Raw genomic sequence first — 19,176 nt, 5'->3', positions numbered from 1 at the left:
GCTGCCCAGGGGGTGTCCTAAAGCCCCTCCCGGCGGACCGCCGTCACCGCCTTGCGGGCCGCCACCAGGACCGGGTCCCAGACCGGGGAGAACGGTGGGGCGTAGCCGAGGTCCAAGGTCGTCATCTGTTCCACGGTCATGCCCGCCGTGAGCGCCACCGCCGCGATGTCGACGCGCTTCGCCGCGCCGTCGGTGCCGACGATCTGGACGCCGAGCAGCCTGCCCGTGCGGCGTTCCGCGAGCATCTTCACCGTCATCGGCGCGGCGCCGGGGTAGTAACCGGCGCTGTTCGTCGACTCGATCGTGGCCGTGACGTACCGCAGGCCCACCGCGCGCGCGTCCTTCTCGCGCAGGCCGGTGCGGGCGATCTCCAGGTCGCAGACCTTGCTGACGGCCGTGCCCACCACGCCGGGGAAGGTTCCGTAGCCGCCGCCCACGTTCGAGCCGATGATCTGGCCGTGCTTGTTGGCGTGCGTGCCGAGCGCGACATGGCGCTCGCGGCCCGAGACCAGATCGAGGACCTCCACACAGTCGCCGCCCGCCCAGATGTTGTCGTGGCCGCGGACCCGCATCGCCAGGTCGGTGAGCAGCCCGCCGTACTCCCCGAGCGGCAGGCCCGCGGCGCGGGCGAGGGTGGTCTCCGGTTCGACGCCGATGCCGAGGACCACGACGTCCGCCGGGTACTCGGCGTCCTCGGTGGCCACCGCGCGGACCCGGCCCCTCTCGCCGGTGAGGATCTTGGTCACCTCGGCTCCGGCCACCGTCGTGATGCCCATGCGGTCCATCGACCGGTGGACCAGGCTGCCCATGTCCGGGTCGAGTGTGGCCATCGGCTGTTCGCCGCGGTTGAGGACGGTCACCTCGAAGCCGTGCTTCAGCAGCGCCTCCGCCATCTCGACGCCGATGTAGCCGGCGCCCACGACGACCGCGCGGCGGCCCTCGACGCTGTCCAGGGTGGTCAGCAGGTCCTGGCCGTCGTCGAGGGTCTGCACCCCGTGCACACCGGGCGCGTCGATGCCGGGCAGCGGCGGGCGGACGGGTCGCGCGCCGGTCGCGATGACCAGCTTGTCGTAGCCGGTCCACGTCTCGGTGCCCGTCTCCAGGTCACGGGAGCGCACCCGCCCGCCCTGGACGTCGATCTCCGTCACTTCCGTACGCATCCGCAGATCGATCGCGCGCTCGCGGTGCTCGGCCGGCGTACGGGCGATCAGGTCGTCGCGCTCGGGCACATCACCGCCGACCCAGTACGGAATACCGCACGCCGAGTACGAGCTGAAGTGCCCGCGCTCGAACGCGACGATCTCCAGCTCGTCCGGGCCCTTGAGCCTGCGTGCCTGCGATGCGGCGGACATGCCCGCCGCATCGCCCCCGATGACCACCAGTCGCTCCATCGCCATGGGAACACGCTACGGGGGAACGGCGGTTCAGTCCTGGTCGGGCCCGGGGTAGGGCGTGTGCCCGGGCCCGGGCCCGGTCGCCGTCGCGGGAGCCGTGGCCTCGGTGGCCGGACGCCTGGGCAGCCGCGGGCGCCGCACCCAGCGCCACAGCGCGTACAGCACCGCGACGACCGCCGCGAACGGAGCCACCGCACCGACCACCACGGCGATCCACCCGCCCGTCGCCACCAGGGCGTCCCAGCCGCCGCCGAGCGCGTCCAGGAAGCCGGGGTCGTCGTCCTCCTTGTGCTCCTGCTTCTCGGGCTCCGAGAGCGAGAGGGTGATCGTCGCCAGCGTCGTACGGTCCTTCAGCGCGGCCTGCTGGGCGAGCAGCGACTCCAACTCCGCCTGGCGACTGCTCAGTTGACCCTCCAGCGTGACCACGTCGCTGAGCTTGACCGCCCGGTCCATCAGCGCGCGTACGCGGTTCACGCTCGCCCGCTGGGTGGCTGTCCGGCTCTCCACGTCGACAACCTGGTCGGTGACGTCCTTGGCGTCGGCCTTGCGGGAGAGCAGCTTTCCGGCACCGGCCAGCTCGGCGAGGACCTCGTCGTACTTCTCCTGCGGGACGCGCAGGACGACGCGCGAGGTCACATGGGTGTCGTCGATCCGCTCGGTGGACTCGTTGGCGACGTGGCCTCCGGCGTTCTCGGCCGTCCTGCGGGCGGCTGCGAGCGCCTTGGGGGCGTCCTTGACCTCGACTTCGAGCACGGCCGTGCGGATGATGTGAGCCGGCAGCAAGGGCTGCTTGGGCTGATTCGGCTGGGCCTGCCGGGCGCCGGAGTCCTTGTCTGCGGCGTACCCCGAGCCCGCCGCCCCCTCCGCCGCGGGCTTCGGGGCCGACTTGTCGTCCGCCCCGCCGCTGCACCCCGCGAGCGCGAGTGAAGCGGTGAGAAACAGTGCCGCGACCGTACGACGTGCACGCATGCAGGCCCCCCGGGGACAGATGGTGAGTGTTGCCGGTTCGACGTACGAGGCACCTGCGCGGGTTGCCCCCTTTGGATCCCGAAGCGGTCACGGTCAGGACTCGGTACGGCGTTTGAGAGAGTTGGCTCATGCAGCGCTCTCTCAACCGCGTGGACACACGCACGGGTCATGTCGTCGTCATCGGAGGCGGCATCGCCGGTCTCGCGGCCGCCCACCGGCTGCTCGACTCCGGTGTACGCGTCACCCTCCTCGAGGCCACCGACCGTCTCGGCGGCAAGCTCGAGGCGGGCGAGATCGAGGGCGCCCGCGTCGACCTCGGCGCCGAGTCGATGCTCGCCCGCCGCCCCGAAGCCGTCGATCTGGCCCGTGCCGTCGGACTCGCCGACCGGCTCCAGCCGCCCGCGACCGCCACCGCCTCGGTGTGGACCCGCGACGCGCTGCGCCCGATGCCCAAGGGACATGTGATGGGTGTGCCGGGCGACCCGGCGGCCCTCGCGGGGCTGCTCTCGCCCGAGGGCATCGCCCGTATCGCCCGGGAGCGCGACCTCGCGCCCGCCGAGCTCGGCGACGATGTCGCGGTCGGCGCGTATGTGGCCGAGCGCCTCGGCCGCGAGGTCGTCGACCGGCTGGTCGAGCCGCTGCTCGGCGGGGTCTACGCGGGCGACGCGTACCGCATCTCCATGCGCGCCGCCGTCCCCCAGCTCTTCGAGGCCGCGAAGACCCATGACTCGCTGCTCGACGGCGTACGGGACATCCAGGCGAAGGCCGGCGGGCAGCAGGGCGCAGGGCCCGTCTTCATGGGCATCGAAGGCGGCATCGGCATACTGCCCGGCGCCGTCGCCGACGCCGTACGCGCCCAGGGCGGCGAGATCCACATGGAGACGCCCGTCCTCGGCATGACCCGCGGCGCCGGGGGCTGGGAGATCCGCACGGACCAGCGCGTGATCGCGGCCGACGCGGTCGTGCTCGCGACCCCCGCCTGGTCCGCGTCCGCGCTGCTCGTCTCCGAATGCCCGGCCGCCGCGGCCGAGCTCGGCCGGGTCGAGTACGCCTCGATGGCCCTGGTCACCATGGCCTTCCGGCGCACTGACCTGGCCGGCCTGCCGGACGGCAGCGGCTTCCTGGTGCCGCCCGTCGACGGCCACACGATCAAGGCGTCCACCTTCTCGACCCGCAAGTGGGGTTGGGTGGACCAGGCGTCCCCGGACCTCTTCGTCCTGCGCACCTCGATCGGGCGCTACGGCGAGGAGGAGCATCTGCACCGCGAGGACGCCGAGCTCGTCGGCCTGTCCCTGAGCGATCTCGGCGAGGCCACCGGACTGGCCGCCCGGCCCGTGGCCACCGAGGTGACCCGGTGGATCGGCGGACTGCCCCAGTACCCCGTGGGGCATCTGACGCGCGTCGCCCGGATCCGCGAGGAGGTCGCCAAGCTGCCGGGCCTCAGGGTCTGCGGCGCGGCCTACGACGGCGTCGGCATCCCCGCCTGCATCGCCGGCGCCCGGCGCGCGGCCGACGAGATCCTCGCCACGCCGACCCTGGCGCGGGGCACGGATCACGACGCGGGAGAATAGCCCCATGAGTGCGCCCGAAAAGATCCCGAACGCAGGCAAGAAGGCCAAGGACCTCAATGAGGTCATCCGGTACACGCTGTGGTCCGTCTTCAAGCTGCGCGATGTACTTCCCGAGGACCGGTCCGGCTACGCCGACGAGGTCCAGGAGCTGTTCGACCAGCTCGCCGCCAAGGACGTCACCGTGCGCGGCACGTACGACCTGTCCGGGCTGCGCGCCGACGCCGACGTCATGATCTGGTGGCACGCCGAGACCGCGGACGAGCTGCAGGAGGCGTACAGCCTCTTCCGCCGCACGAGGCTCGGCCGCGCTCTGGACCCGGTCTGGTCGAACATGGCGCTGCACCGCCCCGCGGAGTTCAACAAGTCGCACATCCCGGCCTTCCTGGCCGACGAGACGCCGCGCAACTACGTCTCGGTCTACCCCTTCGTGCGCTCCTACGACTGGTACCTGCTGCCCGACGAGGACCGCCGCCGGATGCTCGCCGACCACGGCAAGATGGCCCGCGGCTACCCGGACGTGCGCGCCAACACGGTCGCGTCGTTCTCGCTCGGCGACTACGAGTGGATCCTGGCCTTCGAGGCGGACGAACTGCACCGGATCGTCGACCTGATGCGTCATCTGCGTGCGTCCGAGGCGCGGATGCACGTCCGCGAAGAGGTGCCGTTCTACACGGGGCGGCGGAAGTCCCTCGCGGAGCTGGTGTCGGGGCTCGCCTGACCCGCGACTCCCCAGGGATCCCGACCCGGAAGATCAGACGGCGTGCGGCACCTTCGGGGCGCCCGCGCGCCGCGCCGCTCCAGCGACACCGGGTCCGGCTCCGGGTGCGGCGCGCACGAAGCGCGCCGCACCGGCGTCTCACCGCTGAGCAGATAGTTCTCCAGGTGGGCGTTGACGCAACTGTTGCCGCCGCCGCCGATGCCGTGGTTACCGGCGTCCTCCTCGGTGATCAGCGCGGCCCCCTTCAGCCGCCGCGCCAGCTCGCGTGCCCCCTCGTACGGTGTCGCCGCGTCCCGCTCTGCGGCCAGGATCAGCGTCGGCGGCAACGCGCCCCTCTTCGTACGCACATCCAGCGGCTGCTGCCGGGGCGCCGGCCAGAACGCGCACGGCAGGTTCATGAAGGCGTTGTCCCAGGTCTCGAACGGGGCCCGGCGCGCGAGGGCGGTGTTGTCGTGGTCCCAGACCTCCCACTCGGTCGGCCAGGGAGCGTCGTTGCACTCCACGGCGGTGTAGACGGCGTTGGCGTTCTCCGCTTCCCGCGCCTCCTCCGGCCGGGGTGCGGCCTGGCTGATCAGCGGCTTCTCATTGCCCTTCAGATACTCGGAGAGCGCGGTGGCGCGCGGGATCCAGTACTCGTCGGTGTACCCGGCCGCCAGGAACGCCGCGTGCAGCTGGCCGGGGCCGACGACGCCGCCCGCCGGCTCCAGGGCGAGGCCGGCGCGCGCCTTCTCGTAGCTGATCGCCACCTCTTCGGGCGTGGCGCCAAGGTGGAAGGTGCCGTCGTGCTTGGCGATCCAGGCGCGGAAGTCCGCCCAGCGGCTCTCGAAGGCGAGCGACTGGTCGAGGTTGCTGCGGTACCAGATCTGCTTGGGCTCCGGGTTGACCGCAGAGTCAAAGACCATGCGGCGCACATGCGAGGGGAAGAGCGTCGCGTACAGCGCGCCGAAGTAGGTGCCGTACGAGGCGCCCATGAAGGTCAGCCGCGGCTGGCCGAGCGCCGCCCGCAGCACATCGAGGTCGCGGGCGTTGTTGAGCGAGGTGTAGTGGCGCAGTGCCTCGCCAGCGTTGAGGGCACAGCCCTGCGCGTACGCCTGTGCCCGCGCGATCCGCTCCTGCTTGTACGACGGCGAGGGATACACCGGGGCCAGGGTCGGTGCCTTGCCGAAGTCGGCCGGGTCCTGGCAGGACAGCGGGGCCGAGCGGCCCACACCGCGCGGGGAGTAGCCCACGATGTCGTACGCCTCGGCGATCCGCTTCCACTCGGGCAGCCGGGCGGCCAGCGGGAAGTACATGCTGGATGCGCCGGGGCCGCCGGGGTTGTAGACGAAGGCGCCCTGGTGCTGGGCGGCGCTCCCGCTCGCCTTCACGCGGCTGACGGTCAGGGAGATCTGACGGCCCGACGGCTCGGCGTAGTCGAGCGGGACCTTCACCGTGCCGCACTGGACGGGGGAGGGGAGCATCTCGGCCTTGGGGCAGCGGCCGAAGGAGATGCCCGCGGCCTCGGCGCGCCCGGCGGCGACGGCCGTGCCGTACGACTCGGCGTCCGCGGTGCTGGTGCCCCCGGCCGGGGCGACGGCCAGTGCGGTGATGACCAAGGAACTGAGGCCTGTCACTGCCCCGTACATCGTCACTGCTCTCATCGCGTTCCCTTCGTGCGGAGGTCAGCCGTGCGGCAAAGGGAACGCCAGAGCATTTGTCGTTGTAAAGGACCGATGTCCGGTGTCGGGTTCAATGACTCCGATGCGCCGTACGGCCGCTCGTGAACGCCGCCCGCAGCTTCGGATCGTCGAGCGCGCGGACGCCGCCCACCGCGAGAGCCGTGAGCGAGTCCTCGGTGGACAGCGCGCCGAGCAGGCGCTGACCGTCGGGCGAGGCCCAGCGGGTGTACGGATGCACCTCGATGCGCGCGATGGCCAGAGCGCCGAGGGTGAGCAGCAGGGGCAGCGCGAACCAACCGAGCACCGGTGCCGTCGTGTCCTGTCCCTGAGGGAGCAGCAGCGCGGCGGCGGCCGCCATCGCGACCGTGAGCACGCTCGCGCCCTGCACCGCGCGCACGGCCGCCGCGACACCCGACCTGGCGCCGTCCGGGACGGCGAGCCCGGCGCTGACGAGCCGGTCGGCGACGGACCGTACGGCATCGGCTGCGGCGGCGGCCGCCCGTACCGGCGCTATCCGCGCCTGGCCCGCGGGCCCTATCGCGCCGATGACCGAACGCTCCAGGTCGTCCTCGCCCTCCGGGTCGACGACCGTGGCCCAGCCGGTGTGCGCGAGCAGCAGCATGCGGCGGCGGTGCATCGAGACCAGGGTGAGCTCGGCGACCCGGCGCGGGCCCCCCGACAGGAACGCCGCCTCGTACAGGCTCAACTCCCGCTTTCCTGCCCCTCCTTGGGGGGACGGCGGGCGGGCGGCTTCGAACGCGGCGATGCAGAGCCGGGCACAGCTGATGCCTGCCGCGGCCCAGGCCACCAGCACGAACAGGACCCAGAGCATGGCTGGTTTCTACGCGAGATGTCCGCGGGAGCGCCATGGGCTGTTCACCATGCGGACCGTGGCGTTATCCGTTCGTGATGTCGGGGCGCGGCCGGGAGGCCGCGGGCGGCAGCGAGAACGAGGGGGTCGGGGTGGGTGTGACGGGCCGGGCCGGTGGCGGTGTCGCACCCGGTACGGGCGGCGGCGGTCCGGTCGGGCTCGCGGTCCCGGCGCCCGCCGCCCCGTTGGCGATGGTGTCGAAGTCGACGAGACCGGTCGCTTCAAGGATCTTGATGTGGTCGAGGACGGTGGTGTTGGCGTCATCGGCGAGTGCGCGCACCAGCGTGTTGCGCGTGCTGTTGCGTATGTCCGCGACGAGCGAGAAGACCTTGCCGTGGGCCCGGCGCAGGATATTGGCGAACTTCGTCTCGTACTCCTGGCCGCGCGCCTTGGTGAACTCCTTCAGCCAGCCCTGCTGCTGGGCGGTCGGCTGGTTCGGCAGCTCCAGGTTCAGCCGGGACGCGACCTCGCGGACGCGGGCGTCGAGATACGTGTGGCCCTGTACGAGATGCTCGCCCGCCGTCCTGACCGCGACGCTGGGGGCGCGGCCCACGGCCTGCTGGCCTGCGGGCAGCTCCCACAGGCCGGCCAGTCTGACCCGGACGACGAAGTCACGGTCGGCGGCGGACAGCGGGCCCCAGGGGGTGGGGACGGAGCCGGCCCGTAGGTTGGCCTCGGCGGTTCCTGAACGGTCGTCGTACGACCAGAGAGGGAAAAGAATCGCGGCGACGGTCGCCGTCAGGGCGACGACGATCAGGCCGGTGCCGGTGAGGAAACGCATAGTGCCTCCTGCGTGCGGTCCGCACGCTAGTCGGCTGCGTGATGATCCGGTGGGCGGTTGGCGAAAGTGCGAGGTGGGGCGCGTGGAGGCGGGGTCAGGAGCTGCTGCCGCAGCTGGAGCCCGAGGATGATCCGCAGCTGGACCCGGACGATGATCCGCAGCTGGACCCTGACGAACTGCCGCAGCTGGAGCCACCGGACGATCCGCCGCAGCTCGACCCGCTGCTGCAGGCCGAGCCGGAGCCGCCCGATGACCCGCCGCCTGCCCCGCAGCCGGCGCTGCCGCAGCCCGATCCCGGGCTCGACCCGGCACACCACACGGCCACATAGTCCGTGGACGACGGTGAGTGGCCGTCGGTCCGGGCCGCCGGGTTACGGGCTGCGGCGATCAGCTGTGCCTGGAGCGCGGGGTCCGGCACAGCGCGCAGACCGTGCAGCGCGACGAGATGGGCTGCCGAGAACGCCTGCGCGTGCTGGGTCGCGTACGAACGCATGGCATGCTGCCCGGCCGTGGTGATCCGGCGTCTGCCGCGGCCCGCCACGACGAACCCGGTCACGCTGCCGGCGATCAGGGCCGGGAGGACCATGACGATGAACGGAACGCCGGGGTCGTCGTCCCTGACGAAGCTGATGACGGTGAGAGCGAAGGCGACCGGCAGAGCGAGCAGGCTCAGAACGCCCTGCGTGACGCCCCATACCGTCAGCCCGCGGTTCTGCCCCGGCGGTGTCATCAGACCGCCGGCGGCGAGGCCGTCACCGATCTCCTGCACGGCGGGGTGCCGCATCACCGCGATGCGCAGCGTGTGCAGCGCCCCGGTCGGGGCGGCGGCCAGCTGCTCGAACACCGCGCGCTCGACGGGGTCATGGGCGAGCGGGTGGCGTACGGAGACGATGCCCGGGCCGCCGATCGCCAGCCGGCCGTCCGCATGCAGAGCGGCGATCGCCGAGTCGACGACCCTGGCCGGGCCGCCGCTGAGGAAGGCGGCCTCGTAGACATGCTGGACGGGCCCGGCCGCGGGGTGGCTCCGCCGGGCGGAGGACGAACGGACGATCAGCGCGGCGGAGGACGCGCCGACGACGAGATAGACGAGAACGGCGAGCAGGACCATCGAGTTCACCTCCGGGTGAGGGCGGCACGGGCGGCGCGTACGAGCCGGGTGGCACGCCGCGGCGGATGCGGGGCGGCGCGCTCCTCCCACCAGCGGGTCAGCAGTTGGCGGGCGGTCTCGTCCTCGGGGCGCCCCGCGATGAGCAGCTGCTCGGCGAAGTCGAGGGCGTCACGGCGGTAACCGGCCTGCATGGGCCTGGACTTGGCGTACGCGAGGAACGCCTCGCGGTACCCGCGGCCGAGGATCTCGGGCAGCTCGGGAGCGACCTTGGCGACGACATCGGCGCGCTTGGCGGCGAGCGCACGGCTCTGGACGCGCAGGCGCCGGGAGTCGAAGCCTTCGGGGGTTGGGGTGCCTGCGACGAGGGCGGACAGGAGAGCGGCCTGACCGAGCGCGAGCCGCTCGCGCGCACCGGGGTCGTTCTCCCATCCGGCTCCTCCCCGCTCCTGGGGGCGGGCCCCGCTGGGCTCGTTCGCGCCCGCACCCCGCCGTACCGGCGCCGTCCCCGCCCCCACCGTCGTGCGGATCGCTGTCAGTTCCGCCGCGAGTTCCTCCGCGGGGGGAAAGTCGTCGTCCCGTTCCAGCAGCACTCCCGGCGGCGTCACCCGGTCCCGCAGCGCCGACAGGATGTCCAGCACCGGTTGGGTGACCGGGTGGGCGTGGGTGTCGTGCCAGATGCCGTCGCGTTCGATGCCGCCCGCCACGTGGACGTACGCGATCGCCTCCATCGGGAGTTCGTCCAGTGCCTTCACCGGGTGCTCGCCGCGGTTGACGTGGTTCGTGTGGAGGTTGGCCACGTCTATCAGCAGGCCCACGCCTGTCCGGTCCACCAGTTCCGCCAGGAACTGGCCCTCTGTGAGTTCCTCGTCCGGCCAGGAGATCAGGGCCGCGATGTTCTCCAGTGCCAGCGGCACCGGGAGCGAGTCCTGCGCGATGCGGACGTTCTCGCAGAGCACCTTCAGCGCGTCCCAGGTGCGCGGCACCGGCAGCAGGTGGCCCGCCTCCAGCTGCGGGGACGCGGTGAGCACGCCTCCGGCCCGTACGAACGCGATGTGTTCGGTGACCAGCGGTGCCCCCAGCGCCGTCGCGCGCTCCGCCAGGTCCGCGAGCCGCTGCTGCGACGGGCGGTCCGCGCCGCCCAGGCCGAGGGAGACGCCGTGCGGGATGATCCGGGTGCCGCGCGAGCGCAGCCGGGTCAGGGCGGCGGGCAGATGGCCCGGGCAGATGTTCTCGGCGACGACCTCGACCCAGTCGACGCCTGGCAGTTCCTCCACCGCGTCCGCGATCTCCGGGCGCCAGCCGATACCGATACCGAGTTCCATGGGTCCCCTCCTCTGCGCCGTGTGACGGTGCGTGCAGGGCCTATGGCCCCGCCGGACGGCGGTGAATCCAGAGGAGGGGACGTTCAGAGGTTGATTTGAGGTTCCGCCTTTGGCCGCCCGGGTCGCCCGGCGGCGGAACCCCGCGCTACGGGCGGTTCGTGTTGATCGCTGTCGGCGCCCCCGGCTGTGTCGACGGCCGCGAGGTGAACGACTGGTCCCCGGACGGCGACACCGGCGCAGGCTGCGGCGGCAGGTTGCCGTCCGGCGGCGGCGGACCGGACGGGCTGGCCGTCGCCCCGCCCGCCGCTTCGTTCGCCATGGCGTCGAAGTCGACGAGACCGGTCGCCTCCAGCATGGTGATGTGGTCGAGCACCGTCTGGTTCGCGTCAGTCGCCAGCTGGCGTACCAGCGTGTTCCGGGTCGTGTGCCGGACCTGGGCGACCAGGGCGAAGACCTTGCCGTGCGCATTGCGCAGCAGATTCGCGAACTTGCGCTCGTAGTCCTGGCCGCTCGCCGCGGACAGCTCCCGCAGCCACCCCTGCTGCTGCTCGTTCGGCTGGTTCGGCAGCTCGACACCGAGCTTCGCCGACACATCGCGTACCCGCTTGTCGAGGTCGGTGTGGCCGACGACGAGATGGTCGCCCGCCTCCTTGATCGCCTTGGACGGCGCGCGTTCGATCGCCTGCTGCCCCGCGGGCAGCTCCCAGAGCCCGGCCAGTCGGACCCTCACCAGGAAATCGCGGTCCGTGGCCGACAGCGGCCCCCACTGGGTCGCCACACTCGCGGCATTGAGGTTGTCCTGACCGGTGCCGGAACGGTCCGCGTATGACCACACGGGGAACGCCAGCGCTCCTACCGTGGCGACCAGAGCCGCGATGATGAGTGCTGTCCCGTTGATGCGCCGCAACAATGTGCCTCCAGAGCCGATGCGTTACACGGCAACCAACCGCCCGTTGAACCGCGGTTCAAAATAATCGGCGGTACTGGGAAGTACGTAAGGGGGGTCCCCGGTGTTCAGCCGCGCAGCGACGGATGATCGGCGACCACCGTGCAGGACCCCGGAGCGATCTCCGTGAAGCCCGCGTCACGGACCACCGGTAGGCCGCTGACCGTGAGTTCTTGCCAGTGCGCGGGCTCCGCGGTGCGCACCGCCAGCGGGAAACCGGCCTCCCGCCAGGCCTTGCGGTCCGCCTCCGACAGCTCCCACCAAGCGAGTTGGGCGCCGTGTCCGGCCTGCGCCATCGCCTTGCCCGCCGACATGTCCAGACCGGGGCTGAGCCACAGCACCGGACCCGCGAGCTCGGGCGCGGCGGGCGGTTCGGGATCGTCCAGGTCGGTGCCCGAGACCTGGAGTTTGGCCAGCTCCTTGGGCCAGCCGTCCAGCGGGACGGGCGGGAAGACCCGCACTTCGGCCGTCCCCTGCGTGACCGTGATGCCGGGCAGCGCCGCCGCCTTGCGCCACTCCGCGCCGCGCGCCCTGCGCACCACCTTGCGGATACGGGCGTCCTGCCAGTCCCGCATCGCCTGCGCCCACTGTCCGTCGCCCAGCGAACGCTCGTCGGCGAGGATGACGAGGACGGCGCGGGCCGCGGCCTCCAGCGCGTCGGTACGGGCCGGGGGTTCGGCCTTCTCGATCCTTACGACGAGCGGCAGCACGTACTGAGGGGCCTCGTCACGGGCGGTGTTCTCGTGCCGGAAGGGACTGTCGGTTGCGGGTTCTTCGCTGCTCACACCGGCCAGTCTGCCAGCCGCCCGCGCCGCGCCTTGAAGGACTGTTGGCGGAACGGAGTCGTCCGGGCGACGATGCTCCCCATGAAAAGTGAGCTCTTCGCCTCCGAGAACATGGCACAGCAGGCCACCGTGCCCGGTATGAGCCTGCAGAACGCCAAGTCGATCAAGTACGCCGTCAACGGCGAGATGCACGCGCGGCAGGGATCGATGATCGCCTTCCGCGGCAACCTCCAGTTCGAGCGCAAGGGCCAGGGCATAGGCGGCATGCTCAAGCGCGCCGTCACGGGGGAGGGCCTGGCCCTGATGGCGGTCCGCGGCCAGGGCGAGGCATGGTTCGCGCACGAGGCGCAGAACTGTTTCATCGTCGACATCGACCAGGGCGACGCGCTCACCATCAACGGCCGCAACGTCCTGTGTTTCGACGCCACTCTCTCGTACGAGATAAAGACCGTGAAGGGCGCCGGCATGACCGGCGGCGGCCTGTTCAACAGCGTCTTCACCGGCTACGGAAAGCTCGCCGTCATCTGCGACGGCAACCCCATCGTGATCCCGGTGACCGGCCAGCAGCCCGTGTACGTCGACACCGACGCGGTGGTCGGCTGGAGCGCTCAGCTCAACACGTCGCTGCACCGCTCGCAGTCGGTCGGCTCGATGATCCGCGGTGGTTCGGGCGAGGCCGTCCAGCTGATGCTCCAGGGCGAGGGTTTCGTGATCGTCCGGCCCAGCGAGCTCACCCCGCAGGCGTCGGCAAGCTGAAGCTCGGCGTGGCGGCCGAGGCGCCCGGCCGCCGCGTTAGGGGGTGTCCAGCGGATCAGGCTGGGCTCGCGGCGTCATGCGACTCCGTCTCCGGCGTTGTCGTCGGTCGGCATGGCTCCGCCATGCCTCCCTCCTCCGCCTTGGATCCGAAGCCGCATGACGCCGCTCCCTGATCCAGCCTGATCCGCCGGACACCCCCTAACCTCGTACGCATGGACGAGCCGTACTGCGAGACGCCTGCCCCCGCCCCCGTGGCGGCAAGCGGGCCGCCGCCCTTCGCCGAGTGCGTGCTGTGCCGGAAGCCCACTCAGTACCCGGAGTCGGTCAAGGGCGTGACGCTGTGCCCGGTCTGCGAGTGGCAGGAAGCCCAGCGGACGTCCTGCTCCGGTTAGGGGGTGTCTTTCGGATCTTGCCGGGCTCGCGTGCCCTGGCACGGCACCTCGCTGCGTTGTCGTCAGTCGCCGACGCTCCGCGTCGGCTCCATCCTCCGCCTTGCGATGCACCACGCCAGACCCCGCTCACTGATCCGGCCTGATCCAAAAGACACCCCCTGACCCGCCCCCGACCACGGGCGATCACCGCATCAGATCCGAGACCTTCACCAGGCGATAGCCCCGCCTGCGCAGCTCGGGCACGATCCTCCTGACCGCCTGCTCCGTGACCGGCGCCGCGCTGCGCGTGCAGTGCATGACCACCAGGGACCCCGGCCGGACCCCCGCCAGCACCTGCTCGGCGACCGCGTCGGCGTTTGTCGCGAAGGCGTCGCCGCTGACGACGTCCCACTGGACCGCGGTCACTTTCGTGGGGGCGAGGGCGCGCAGGGCTTCGTCGTTGTAGCAGCCGCCGGGGAAGCGGAAGTACGGGACCACATTGCGCGCCCCGGCCTTCCTGAATGCGGCGAAGGCCCGGTCCACATCGGCCCGCATGGCGTTCTTCGCCACCACCGGCAGGCCGTAGCAGGGGGACGTGAAGGCGTAGTGGCTGTAGGAGTGGTTGGCGATCTCGAAGAGCGGATCGTTGCCGATCGCCTTCGCCTGGTCCGGGTACTGATCGGCCCAGCGGCCCGTCATGAAGATGGTCGAGGGGACGTTCAGCTTCCGCAGCGAGGCGATGAGGGCGGGGTTGTCGAAGTGTTCGCCACGCGCGGCCCGCGGCCCCTGGCCGGCGGTCATGTCGGCGTCGAAGGTCAGCGCGACCGTCTTCTCGACGCTGGTGGCCGACTTGGCTGCGCGCTCGAAGACGGGGGTCAGGCCACCGGGCCCGGGTGCCACGGTCGGCGCCGTCCGCACCGCGTCCGTCAGCGGCTTCCCGGGCTTGGGTGCGGCGGGGGCGCGCTTCGCGGGACCGCCGCCGTTGCCGCCGGAGCAGCCGACGAGCACGGCGCCCACCACGACAGCGGTCGCCATTCTTCGTACAAAAGTGATCACTGACGGAAAATATCCGATCAGTGTGACTATCGGAGTGCGTGGCGTCCGTGCGTCAGGGTTACGTTCCGTCAGGGCGCGGGCCCAGGCTGCGTCTCGGGCTGCGGCTCAGGTTCCCGTCCAGCCCAGCGGGTGCAGTCCGCCGGGGCGGTCCGGGAGCTCCGGCTCCCCGCCCGCCTCGGTGAACGCGGTCAGCGCGGCGATCAGGGCGGCGCGCTGCCCGGGTGCCAGCCGTTCGACGATCGACGCGATCTCCTTGTGGCGCCTGGTCATGACGTCCTCGACGATCCGTACGCCCTCCGGCGTCAGCCGCAGTACGGTTTCGCGCCGGTCGTCCTGATTGGTCTGCCGGTCCACGAGGCCGACGGCGATCAGGCGGTCCACCATGCGCATCGCCGTCGACGGGCTGACCGCGAGCCGCTCCGCGAGCGCGACGAGCTTGGCGGCACCGTGCGTGGACAGCACGACCAGCAGCCGGAACTGGGGGAGCGTCACCCGGTCCTCGACGGAGGTGAGGGAGCGCGCGGACACCGCGACCAGCAGCCGGGACGCGGTCAGCACTGCGCGGGTCACCGCCTCCACGTCGTCCATGGCGCCGACGGCGCGCCTCTGCTCGGCCATGGCCCCTTTCTATCCTGCGCGGATGCCGGCCCCCGCATCGAGTTCACCTGCCCGTTCCTTTGCACTGTGCAATGATGCCCGGGCCCGGAGGGACGCCGTGCTCAGGAGGAATGACATGCCTATGCCCCCTGCGGTGGGCGTGCTCGCCCGGGTAGCTGAGCTGCTGCACGAGGAACCCACCGACCGCGGCGGCGCCCTGTGGCGGCTCTCCGCCGAAGGGCGGCAGCTGGACGCGAATGTCATCCGCATGCTGCCCGGCACCCGGGTCACCGGCCATGTCGACCCGGATCTCGATGTGTTGCTCTGCGTGCTGGGCGGCAGCGGCCGGCTGGAGGTCGACGGCAGCCGTCAGTCGCTGGAGACCGGGTGCGTGGCGTGGCTTCCGCACGGCACCCGCCGCGCGCTCTTCGCCGGCGAGGACGGACTGGTCTACGTCACGGCGCACCGCCGTCGTCCGGGCCTCGCCATCCGCAGTGCCGCGCAGGCGGAAGGGGGCGAAGCGGCGTGTCTGCTGGACCGGGTCTGCCCCGGCTGCGACCGCCCTGCCGCGGAGATCGGTGCACGCTACTGCAGCCGCTGCGGCAGCCAACTGCCCTCGTAAACCTTGGCCTTACGGTCCGTCAGAAGACCTTTTTCGCACTGTGGGTGAGTACAACTCCCGCCCCATCCGTATCTAGGGGCGGACGCGTCCCCCCGGTTTCCGTCGGCAACCGGACTCCGTACCCCCATCAGGAGGCGACGAGTTGAGTCACAGGCGAATACCCAAACGGAAGGCCGTTCTTGCGGGAGCCGGGGCGGTGGGCATCGCCGCAGCGGCCATCCTGCTGCCCCACGCGAACGCTTCCCAGTCCGGATCCGACACACAGTCGCAGGCCGGTTCGGCCCCCAGGACGATGAGCGCCGCATCGGCGGCCGAACTCGTCTCGCAGCTGGGCAAGAAGCTCGGTGAGGCCTACGGCGGGGCCTACTACGACGCCGAGAAGCAGCAGCTCGTCGTCAATGTCGTGGGCGACAGCAACAACGCTGCCGTCGAGGTCAGCAAGGCCGGCGCCGTGGCGCGGAGTGTCGAGAACAGCACGGGCGAACTGAAATCAGCCGCGAGCACGCTGGCCGCGAAGGCCACCATCCCGGGAACCGCGTGGGCCGTCGACCCGAAGACCAACCAGATCCTCGTCACGGCGGACCGCACGGTCTCCGGCGAGCGCTGGGACAGACTTGAGACGGCAGTGAAGTCCCTCGGCGACGGTGTGGCCCGGATCCAGAAGTCCACGGGTGAGTTCAAACCGTTCCTGGAGGGCGGCGACGCCATCTTCGGCGGCGGCGCCCGCTGTTCGCTCGGCTTCAATGTGACCACCCAGGACGGCAGCCCCGGCTTCCTGACCGCGGGCCACTGCGGTGTCGCGGCCGAGAAGTGGTCGGAGGCTGCGAACGGTCAGGCCATCGGCACGGTCCAGGAGGCGACCTTCCCGGGCAACGGCGACTTCGCGCTGGTGAAGTACGACGACCCGGCGACCCAGGCCGCGAGCGCGGTCGACCTGGGCAATGGGCAGACCGTGGCGATCACGCAGGCGGCCGAGGCCGCGGTCGGCCAGCAGGTGTTCCGTATGGGCAGCACCACCGGCCTCAAGGACGGCGCGGTCACCGGGCTCAACGCCACGGTCAACTACCCGGAGGGCACCGTCAGCGGGCTCATCCAGACCGATGTGTGTGCGGAGCCGGGTGACAGCGGCGGTTCGCTGTTCACCAAGGACGGGAGCGCGATCGGCCTCACCTCGGGCGGCAGTGGAGACTGCACCCAGGGCGGCGAGACGTTCTTCCAGCCGGTGACGACGGCGCTGGCCGCGGTGGGCGCGCAGATCGGCGACGGCGGCGGTGGCGGTCAGGGCGACGGCCAGGGTGGCGGCGCCGATGAGAACAACGGCGGCGCGGCCGACGACGGCGCGGGCCAGAACAACGGCGGCGCGGCCGACGACGGCGCGGGCCAGAACAACGGCGGCGCGGCCGACGACGGCGCGGGCCAGAACAACGGCGGCGCGGCCGACGACGGCGCGGGCCAGAACGGCTGATCCTTTACGGACGGACACACGGGCCCTGGGCGTCCTCGGATGCCCAGGGCCTTTGTGTCTGCCGCCTCAGTCGTCGGCGCCGGCGCAGGCGGAAGGGTCCGGGCCGCCGCCGTCCAGCGTCGCGGTCAGGGCTTCGAGGTCGGCGCGCAGCTGCCGGATCCGCTCCAGGGACAGGCCCGTGGCCGCGGCGATCCTGCGCGGTACGCCCAGCGCCTGCTCGCGGAGCCCGGCGCCCGCGGCTGTGGGGCGTGCGGTGACGGAGCGCTCGTCCTCGGGGCTGCGCCGCCGCTCCACGTAACCCGCCGCCTCCAGTCGCTTGAGAAGGGGCGACAGGGTGCCCGAGTCCAGGCGCAGATACTCGCCGATCCGCTTCACCGGCAGCTCGCCGTGCTCCCAGAGCACCAGCATCACCAGGTACTGCGGATAGGTGAGGTTCAGATCCTTCAGCGCGTCCCGGTAGACACCGTTGAAGGCGCGGGACGCGGCGTGCAGCGAGAAGCAGATCTGGTGTTCCAGGCGCAGGAAGTCCTCGTCCGGCACGGTCGTCAGTGTCGTCTTCTCCATGGAGACAGCATACCCGCGCATCACTGAGTTGTGTACAACTGAATTGTGTGATGTAGTTACGGCATCGGTTCCCCACGGACGAAGAGGGATGCAACTCATGGACGCGCTCTACACCGCTGTCGCCACCGCCAATGGCCGTGATGGCCGCGCTGTCAGCTCCGACGGCCACATCGACCTTCCGCTGGCCTTCCCCCAGGCCCTGGGCGGCAACGGACAGGGCACCAACCCCGAGCAGCTCTTCGCCGCCGGGTACGCCGCCTGCTTCGCCAGCGCCATGGGTGCCATAGGCCGCCAGGAGAAGATCGACGTCAAGGACGCCTCGGTGACCGCCGAGGTCAGCATCGGCAAGGACACCGACGGCGGCTTCGGCCTCTCCGTGATCATGCGTGTCGAGCTGCCGGACCACCTCCAGGGCGAGGCGGGCCGTGACCTGCTGGAGAAGACCCACGCGTACTGCCCGTACTCCAAGGCGACCCGCGGCAACCTGCCGGTCGAGCTCGTCATCGAGTAGTCACCCGGAGCCCCTCAGTGCCCTGAGCCCCGTCGCCACGATTCGGCGACGGGGCTCAGTGTGTCCGGCGGACACCGGCTAAGGCATCTCCACCAGCCGTTTGCGGCACTCGTCGACATCGAAGTCGGCTTCGGGGTACCGCGGATCCATCGCCTCGAGATGTTCGAGGAGCAGCTTGCTGATCGCCCAGTTCCGGTACCACTTGCGGTCGGACGGCACGAGATACCAGGGCGCCGCCTCCGTCGAGCAGCGCTCCAGAGCGATCCCGTACGCCTTCTGGTAGTCGGGCCACACGGCCCGCTCCTCGATGTCGCCCGGGTTGAACTTCCAGTGCTTGTCCGGGTTGTCGAGGCGCGCCAGCAGGCGGCGGCGCTGCTGTTCGTAACTGATGTGCAAGAACACCTTCACCATCGTGACCCCGTCCTTGACCAGGCCCTCCTCGAAGCGGTTGATCTCGGCATAGCGGGGGCCGAGCTGCTTGCGCGGTACCAGCTCACGGACCCGGGCGATCAGTACGTCCTCGTAGTGCGAGCGGTCGAAGATCCCGATCTCGCCAGGCTGCGGCAGGGCGCTGATGATCCGCCAGAGGTAGGGGTGGTTCTTCTCCTCCGGCGTCGGGTCCTTGAAGGCCTTGATCCGGCAGCCGGACGGGTTGAAGAGGCCGACGACATGCCTGACCGTGCCGCCCTTGCCGCTGGTGTCCATGCCCTGGAGCACGAGCAGGATGCGACGGCGGTCGCCCGCCGTGCTCGACGCGAAGAGCCGGTCCTGGAGACTGGCGAGTCGTTCAGCCATCCGGGCGGTCGCGGCCAGGCCGGCGGCCTTGTCCTGGGGGCCGGCCGGGGTGGCGTCGGCCTCGTAGACGGAGAGGTCGACGTGCTCGCCGCCGGGGACGCGCAGCAGCTCACGGAGCAGTGCCGGAGGCTTCTGCTGCTTCGCCCCGTCCTTCCCCGTGTGGTCCTCCGGCTCCATGGCCGGCTCCTGCTCGTCCTTCGCGGCCACAGTGCACCCCTTCCGGCTCCGGTCCGTTCCCTCGATCGTCCGACGGAACACCGGTTGCCGCGAGCGTGGTGTGGTGGACGAGCAGGTTCAGCGCGGAGGCGGTAACCAC

General features: G+C 71.3%; 20 protein-coding genes. 7 read left to right on the top strand and 13 right to left on the bottom strand.

Going from position 1 to position 19,176, the window contains the following annotated elements; genetic code table 11:
* Positions 1–17: 17 nt before the first annotated feature.
* Positions 18–1,391 (bottom strand): FAD-dependent oxidoreductase, encoded by a 1,374-nt coding sequence (locus tag OG905_RS10320; protein WP_328682157.1) that lies wholly within the window; start codon positions 1,389–1,391, stop codon positions 18–20.
* Positions 1,392–1,424: 33 nt separating this feature from the next.
* Complete coding sequence (locus tag OG905_RS10315) at positions 1,425–2,363, bottom strand: DUF4349 domain-containing protein (RefSeq protein ID WP_328667432.1); 939 nt, start codon at positions 2,361–2,363, stop codon at positions 1,425–1,427.
* Positions 2,364–2,491: 128 nt separating this feature from the next.
* Here OG905_RS10315 and hemG point away from each other — a divergent pair, with 128 nt between their 5' ends.
* On the top strand, positions 2,492–3,934 hold the full coding sequence (gene hemG / locus OG905_RS10310; RefSeq protein ID WP_328667431.1) for a protoporphyrinogen oxidase: 1,443 nt from the start codon (positions 2,492–2,494) through the stop codon (positions 3,932–3,934).
* A 4-nt stretch (positions 3,935–3,938) separates the two neighbouring features.
* On the top strand, positions 3,939–4,652 hold the full coding sequence (gene hemQ / locus OG905_RS10305; protein WP_328667430.1) for a hydrogen peroxide-dependent heme synthase: 714 nt from the start codon (positions 3,939–3,941) through the stop codon (positions 4,650–4,652).
* On the opposite strand, the gene OG905_RS10300 is transcribed toward hemQ, so the two are convergent.
* The 7 genes from OG905_RS10300 to OG905_RS10270 form a co-directional block, all read right to left on the bottom strand.
* Positions 4,601–6,292: an alpha/beta hydrolase gene (locus OG905_RS10300; protein ID WP_328667429.1), complete on the bottom strand. Its 1,692-nt coding sequence runs from the start codon at positions 6,290–6,292 to the stop codon at positions 4,601–4,603. The genes hemQ and OG905_RS10300 overlap by 52 nt on opposite strands.
* A gap of 88 nt (positions 6,293–6,380) precedes the next feature.
* Positions 6,381–7,142, bottom strand: a complete 762-nt coding sequence (locus OG905_RS10295) for a TIGR04222 domain-containing membrane protein (RefSeq protein WP_328667428.1) — start codon at positions 7,140–7,142, stop codon at positions 6,381–6,383.
* Between the two features lie 64 nt (positions 7,143–7,206).
* Positions 7,207–7,962 (bottom strand): DUF4142 domain-containing protein, encoded by a 756-nt coding sequence (locus OG905_RS10290; RefSeq protein ID WP_328667427.1) that lies wholly within the window; start codon positions 7,960–7,962, stop codon positions 7,207–7,209.
* 94 nt (positions 7,963–8,056) lie between these two features.
* A complete protein-coding gene (locus OG905_RS10285; RefSeq protein WP_328667426.1) occupies positions 8,057–9,070 on the bottom strand; it encodes a TIGR04222 domain-containing membrane protein in 1,014 nt (337 codons plus the stop codon).
* 5 nt (positions 9,071–9,075) lie between these two features.
* Positions 9,076–10,392, bottom strand: coding sequence for a DUF692 domain-containing protein (locus OG905_RS10280; RefSeq protein WP_328667425.1), 1,317 nt, complete (start codon positions 10,390–10,392; stop codon positions 9,076–9,078).
* Between the two features lie 145 nt (positions 10,393–10,537).
* Positions 10,538–11,299: a DUF4142 domain-containing protein gene (locus tag OG905_RS10275; protein WP_328667424.1), complete on the bottom strand. Its 762-nt coding sequence runs from the start codon at positions 11,297–11,299 to the stop codon at positions 10,538–10,540.
* A gap of 107 nt (positions 11,300–11,406) precedes the next feature.
* Positions 11,407–12,123 carry a peptidyl-tRNA hydrolase gene (locus tag OG905_RS10270; RefSeq protein ID WP_328667423.1) on the bottom strand — a complete coding sequence of 239 codons (717 nt, stop codon included), beginning with the start codon at positions 12,121–12,123 and terminating at the stop codon, positions 11,407–11,409.
* An 81-nt stretch (positions 12,124–12,204) separates the two neighbouring features.
* Here OG905_RS10270 and OG905_RS10265 point away from each other — a divergent pair, with 81 nt between their 5' ends.
* Both OG905_RS10265 and OG905_RS10260 read left to right on the top strand, forming a co-directional pair.
* The gene (locus tag OG905_RS10265; RefSeq protein WP_328667422.1) at positions 12,205–12,879 is read left to right on the top strand and encodes an AIM24 family protein; all 675 of its coding nucleotides are present in this window, start codon (positions 12,205–12,207) and stop codon (positions 12,877–12,879) included.
* A gap of 212 nt (positions 12,880–13,091) precedes the next feature.
* Positions 13,092–13,271: a hypothetical protein gene (locus tag OG905_RS10260; protein WP_328667421.1), complete on the top strand. Its 180-nt coding sequence runs from the start codon at positions 13,092–13,094 to the stop codon at positions 13,269–13,271.
* 183 nt (positions 13,272–13,454) lie between these two features.
* On the opposite strand, the gene OG905_RS10255 is transcribed toward OG905_RS10260, so the two are convergent.
* Positions 13,455–14,285 (bottom strand): polysaccharide deacetylase family protein, encoded by an 831-nt coding sequence (locus OG905_RS10255; protein ID WP_328667420.1) that lies wholly within the window; start codon positions 14,283–14,285, stop codon positions 13,455–13,457.
* 126 nt (positions 14,286–14,411) lie between these two features.
* Positions 14,412–14,924, bottom strand: a complete 513-nt coding sequence (locus OG905_RS10250; RefSeq protein WP_328667419.1) for a MarR family winged helix-turn-helix transcriptional regulator — start codon at positions 14,922–14,924, stop codon at positions 14,412–14,414.
* A gap of 115 nt (positions 14,925–15,039) precedes the next feature.
* On the opposite strand from OG905_RS10250, the gene OG905_RS10245 reads away from it, so the two are divergent.
* Together OG905_RS10245 and OG905_RS10240 are read left to right on the top strand one after the other, a co-directional pair.
* A complete protein-coding gene (locus OG905_RS10245) occupies positions 15,040–15,525 on the top strand; it encodes a cupin domain-containing protein (RefSeq protein ID WP_328667418.1) in 486 nt (161 codons plus the stop codon).
* Positions 15,526–15,667: 142 nt separating this feature from the next.
* The gene (locus tag OG905_RS10240) at positions 15,668–16,990 is read left to right on the top strand and encodes a S1 family peptidase (RefSeq protein WP_328667417.1); all 1,323 of its coding nucleotides are present in this window, start codon (positions 15,668–15,670) and stop codon (positions 16,988–16,990) included.
* 66 nt (positions 16,991–17,056) lie between these two features.
* On the opposite strand, the gene OG905_RS10235 is transcribed toward OG905_RS10240, so the two are convergent.
* On the bottom strand, positions 17,057–17,554 hold the full coding sequence (locus OG905_RS10235) for a MarR family winged helix-turn-helix transcriptional regulator (RefSeq protein WP_328667416.1): 498 nt from the start codon (positions 17,552–17,554) through the stop codon (positions 17,057–17,059).
* Between the two features lie 97 nt (positions 17,555–17,651).
* Here OG905_RS10235 and OG905_RS10230 point away from each other — a divergent pair, with 97 nt between their 5' ends.
* Positions 17,652–18,065, top strand: a complete 414-nt coding sequence (locus tag OG905_RS10230; protein ID WP_266482246.1) for an organic hydroperoxide resistance protein — start codon at positions 17,652–17,654, stop codon at positions 18,063–18,065.
* A 78-nt stretch (positions 18,066–18,143) separates the two neighbouring features.
* On the opposite strand, the gene OG905_RS10225 is transcribed toward OG905_RS10230, so the two are convergent.
* Entirely contained in the window at positions 18,144–19,037 is an 894-nt protein-coding gene (locus OG905_RS10225) for a PPK2 family polyphosphate kinase (RefSeq protein WP_328682155.1), read from the bottom strand.
* Positions 19,038–19,176 lie beyond the last annotated feature (139 nt).

The sequence above is a fragment of the Streptomyces sp. NBC_00322 genome, from assembly GCF_036147535.1.
GTDB lineage: Bacteria > Actinomycetota > Actinomycetes > Streptomycetales > Streptomycetaceae > Streptomyces.
This window is presented reverse-complemented; position numbering and strand designations above follow the sequence as displayed.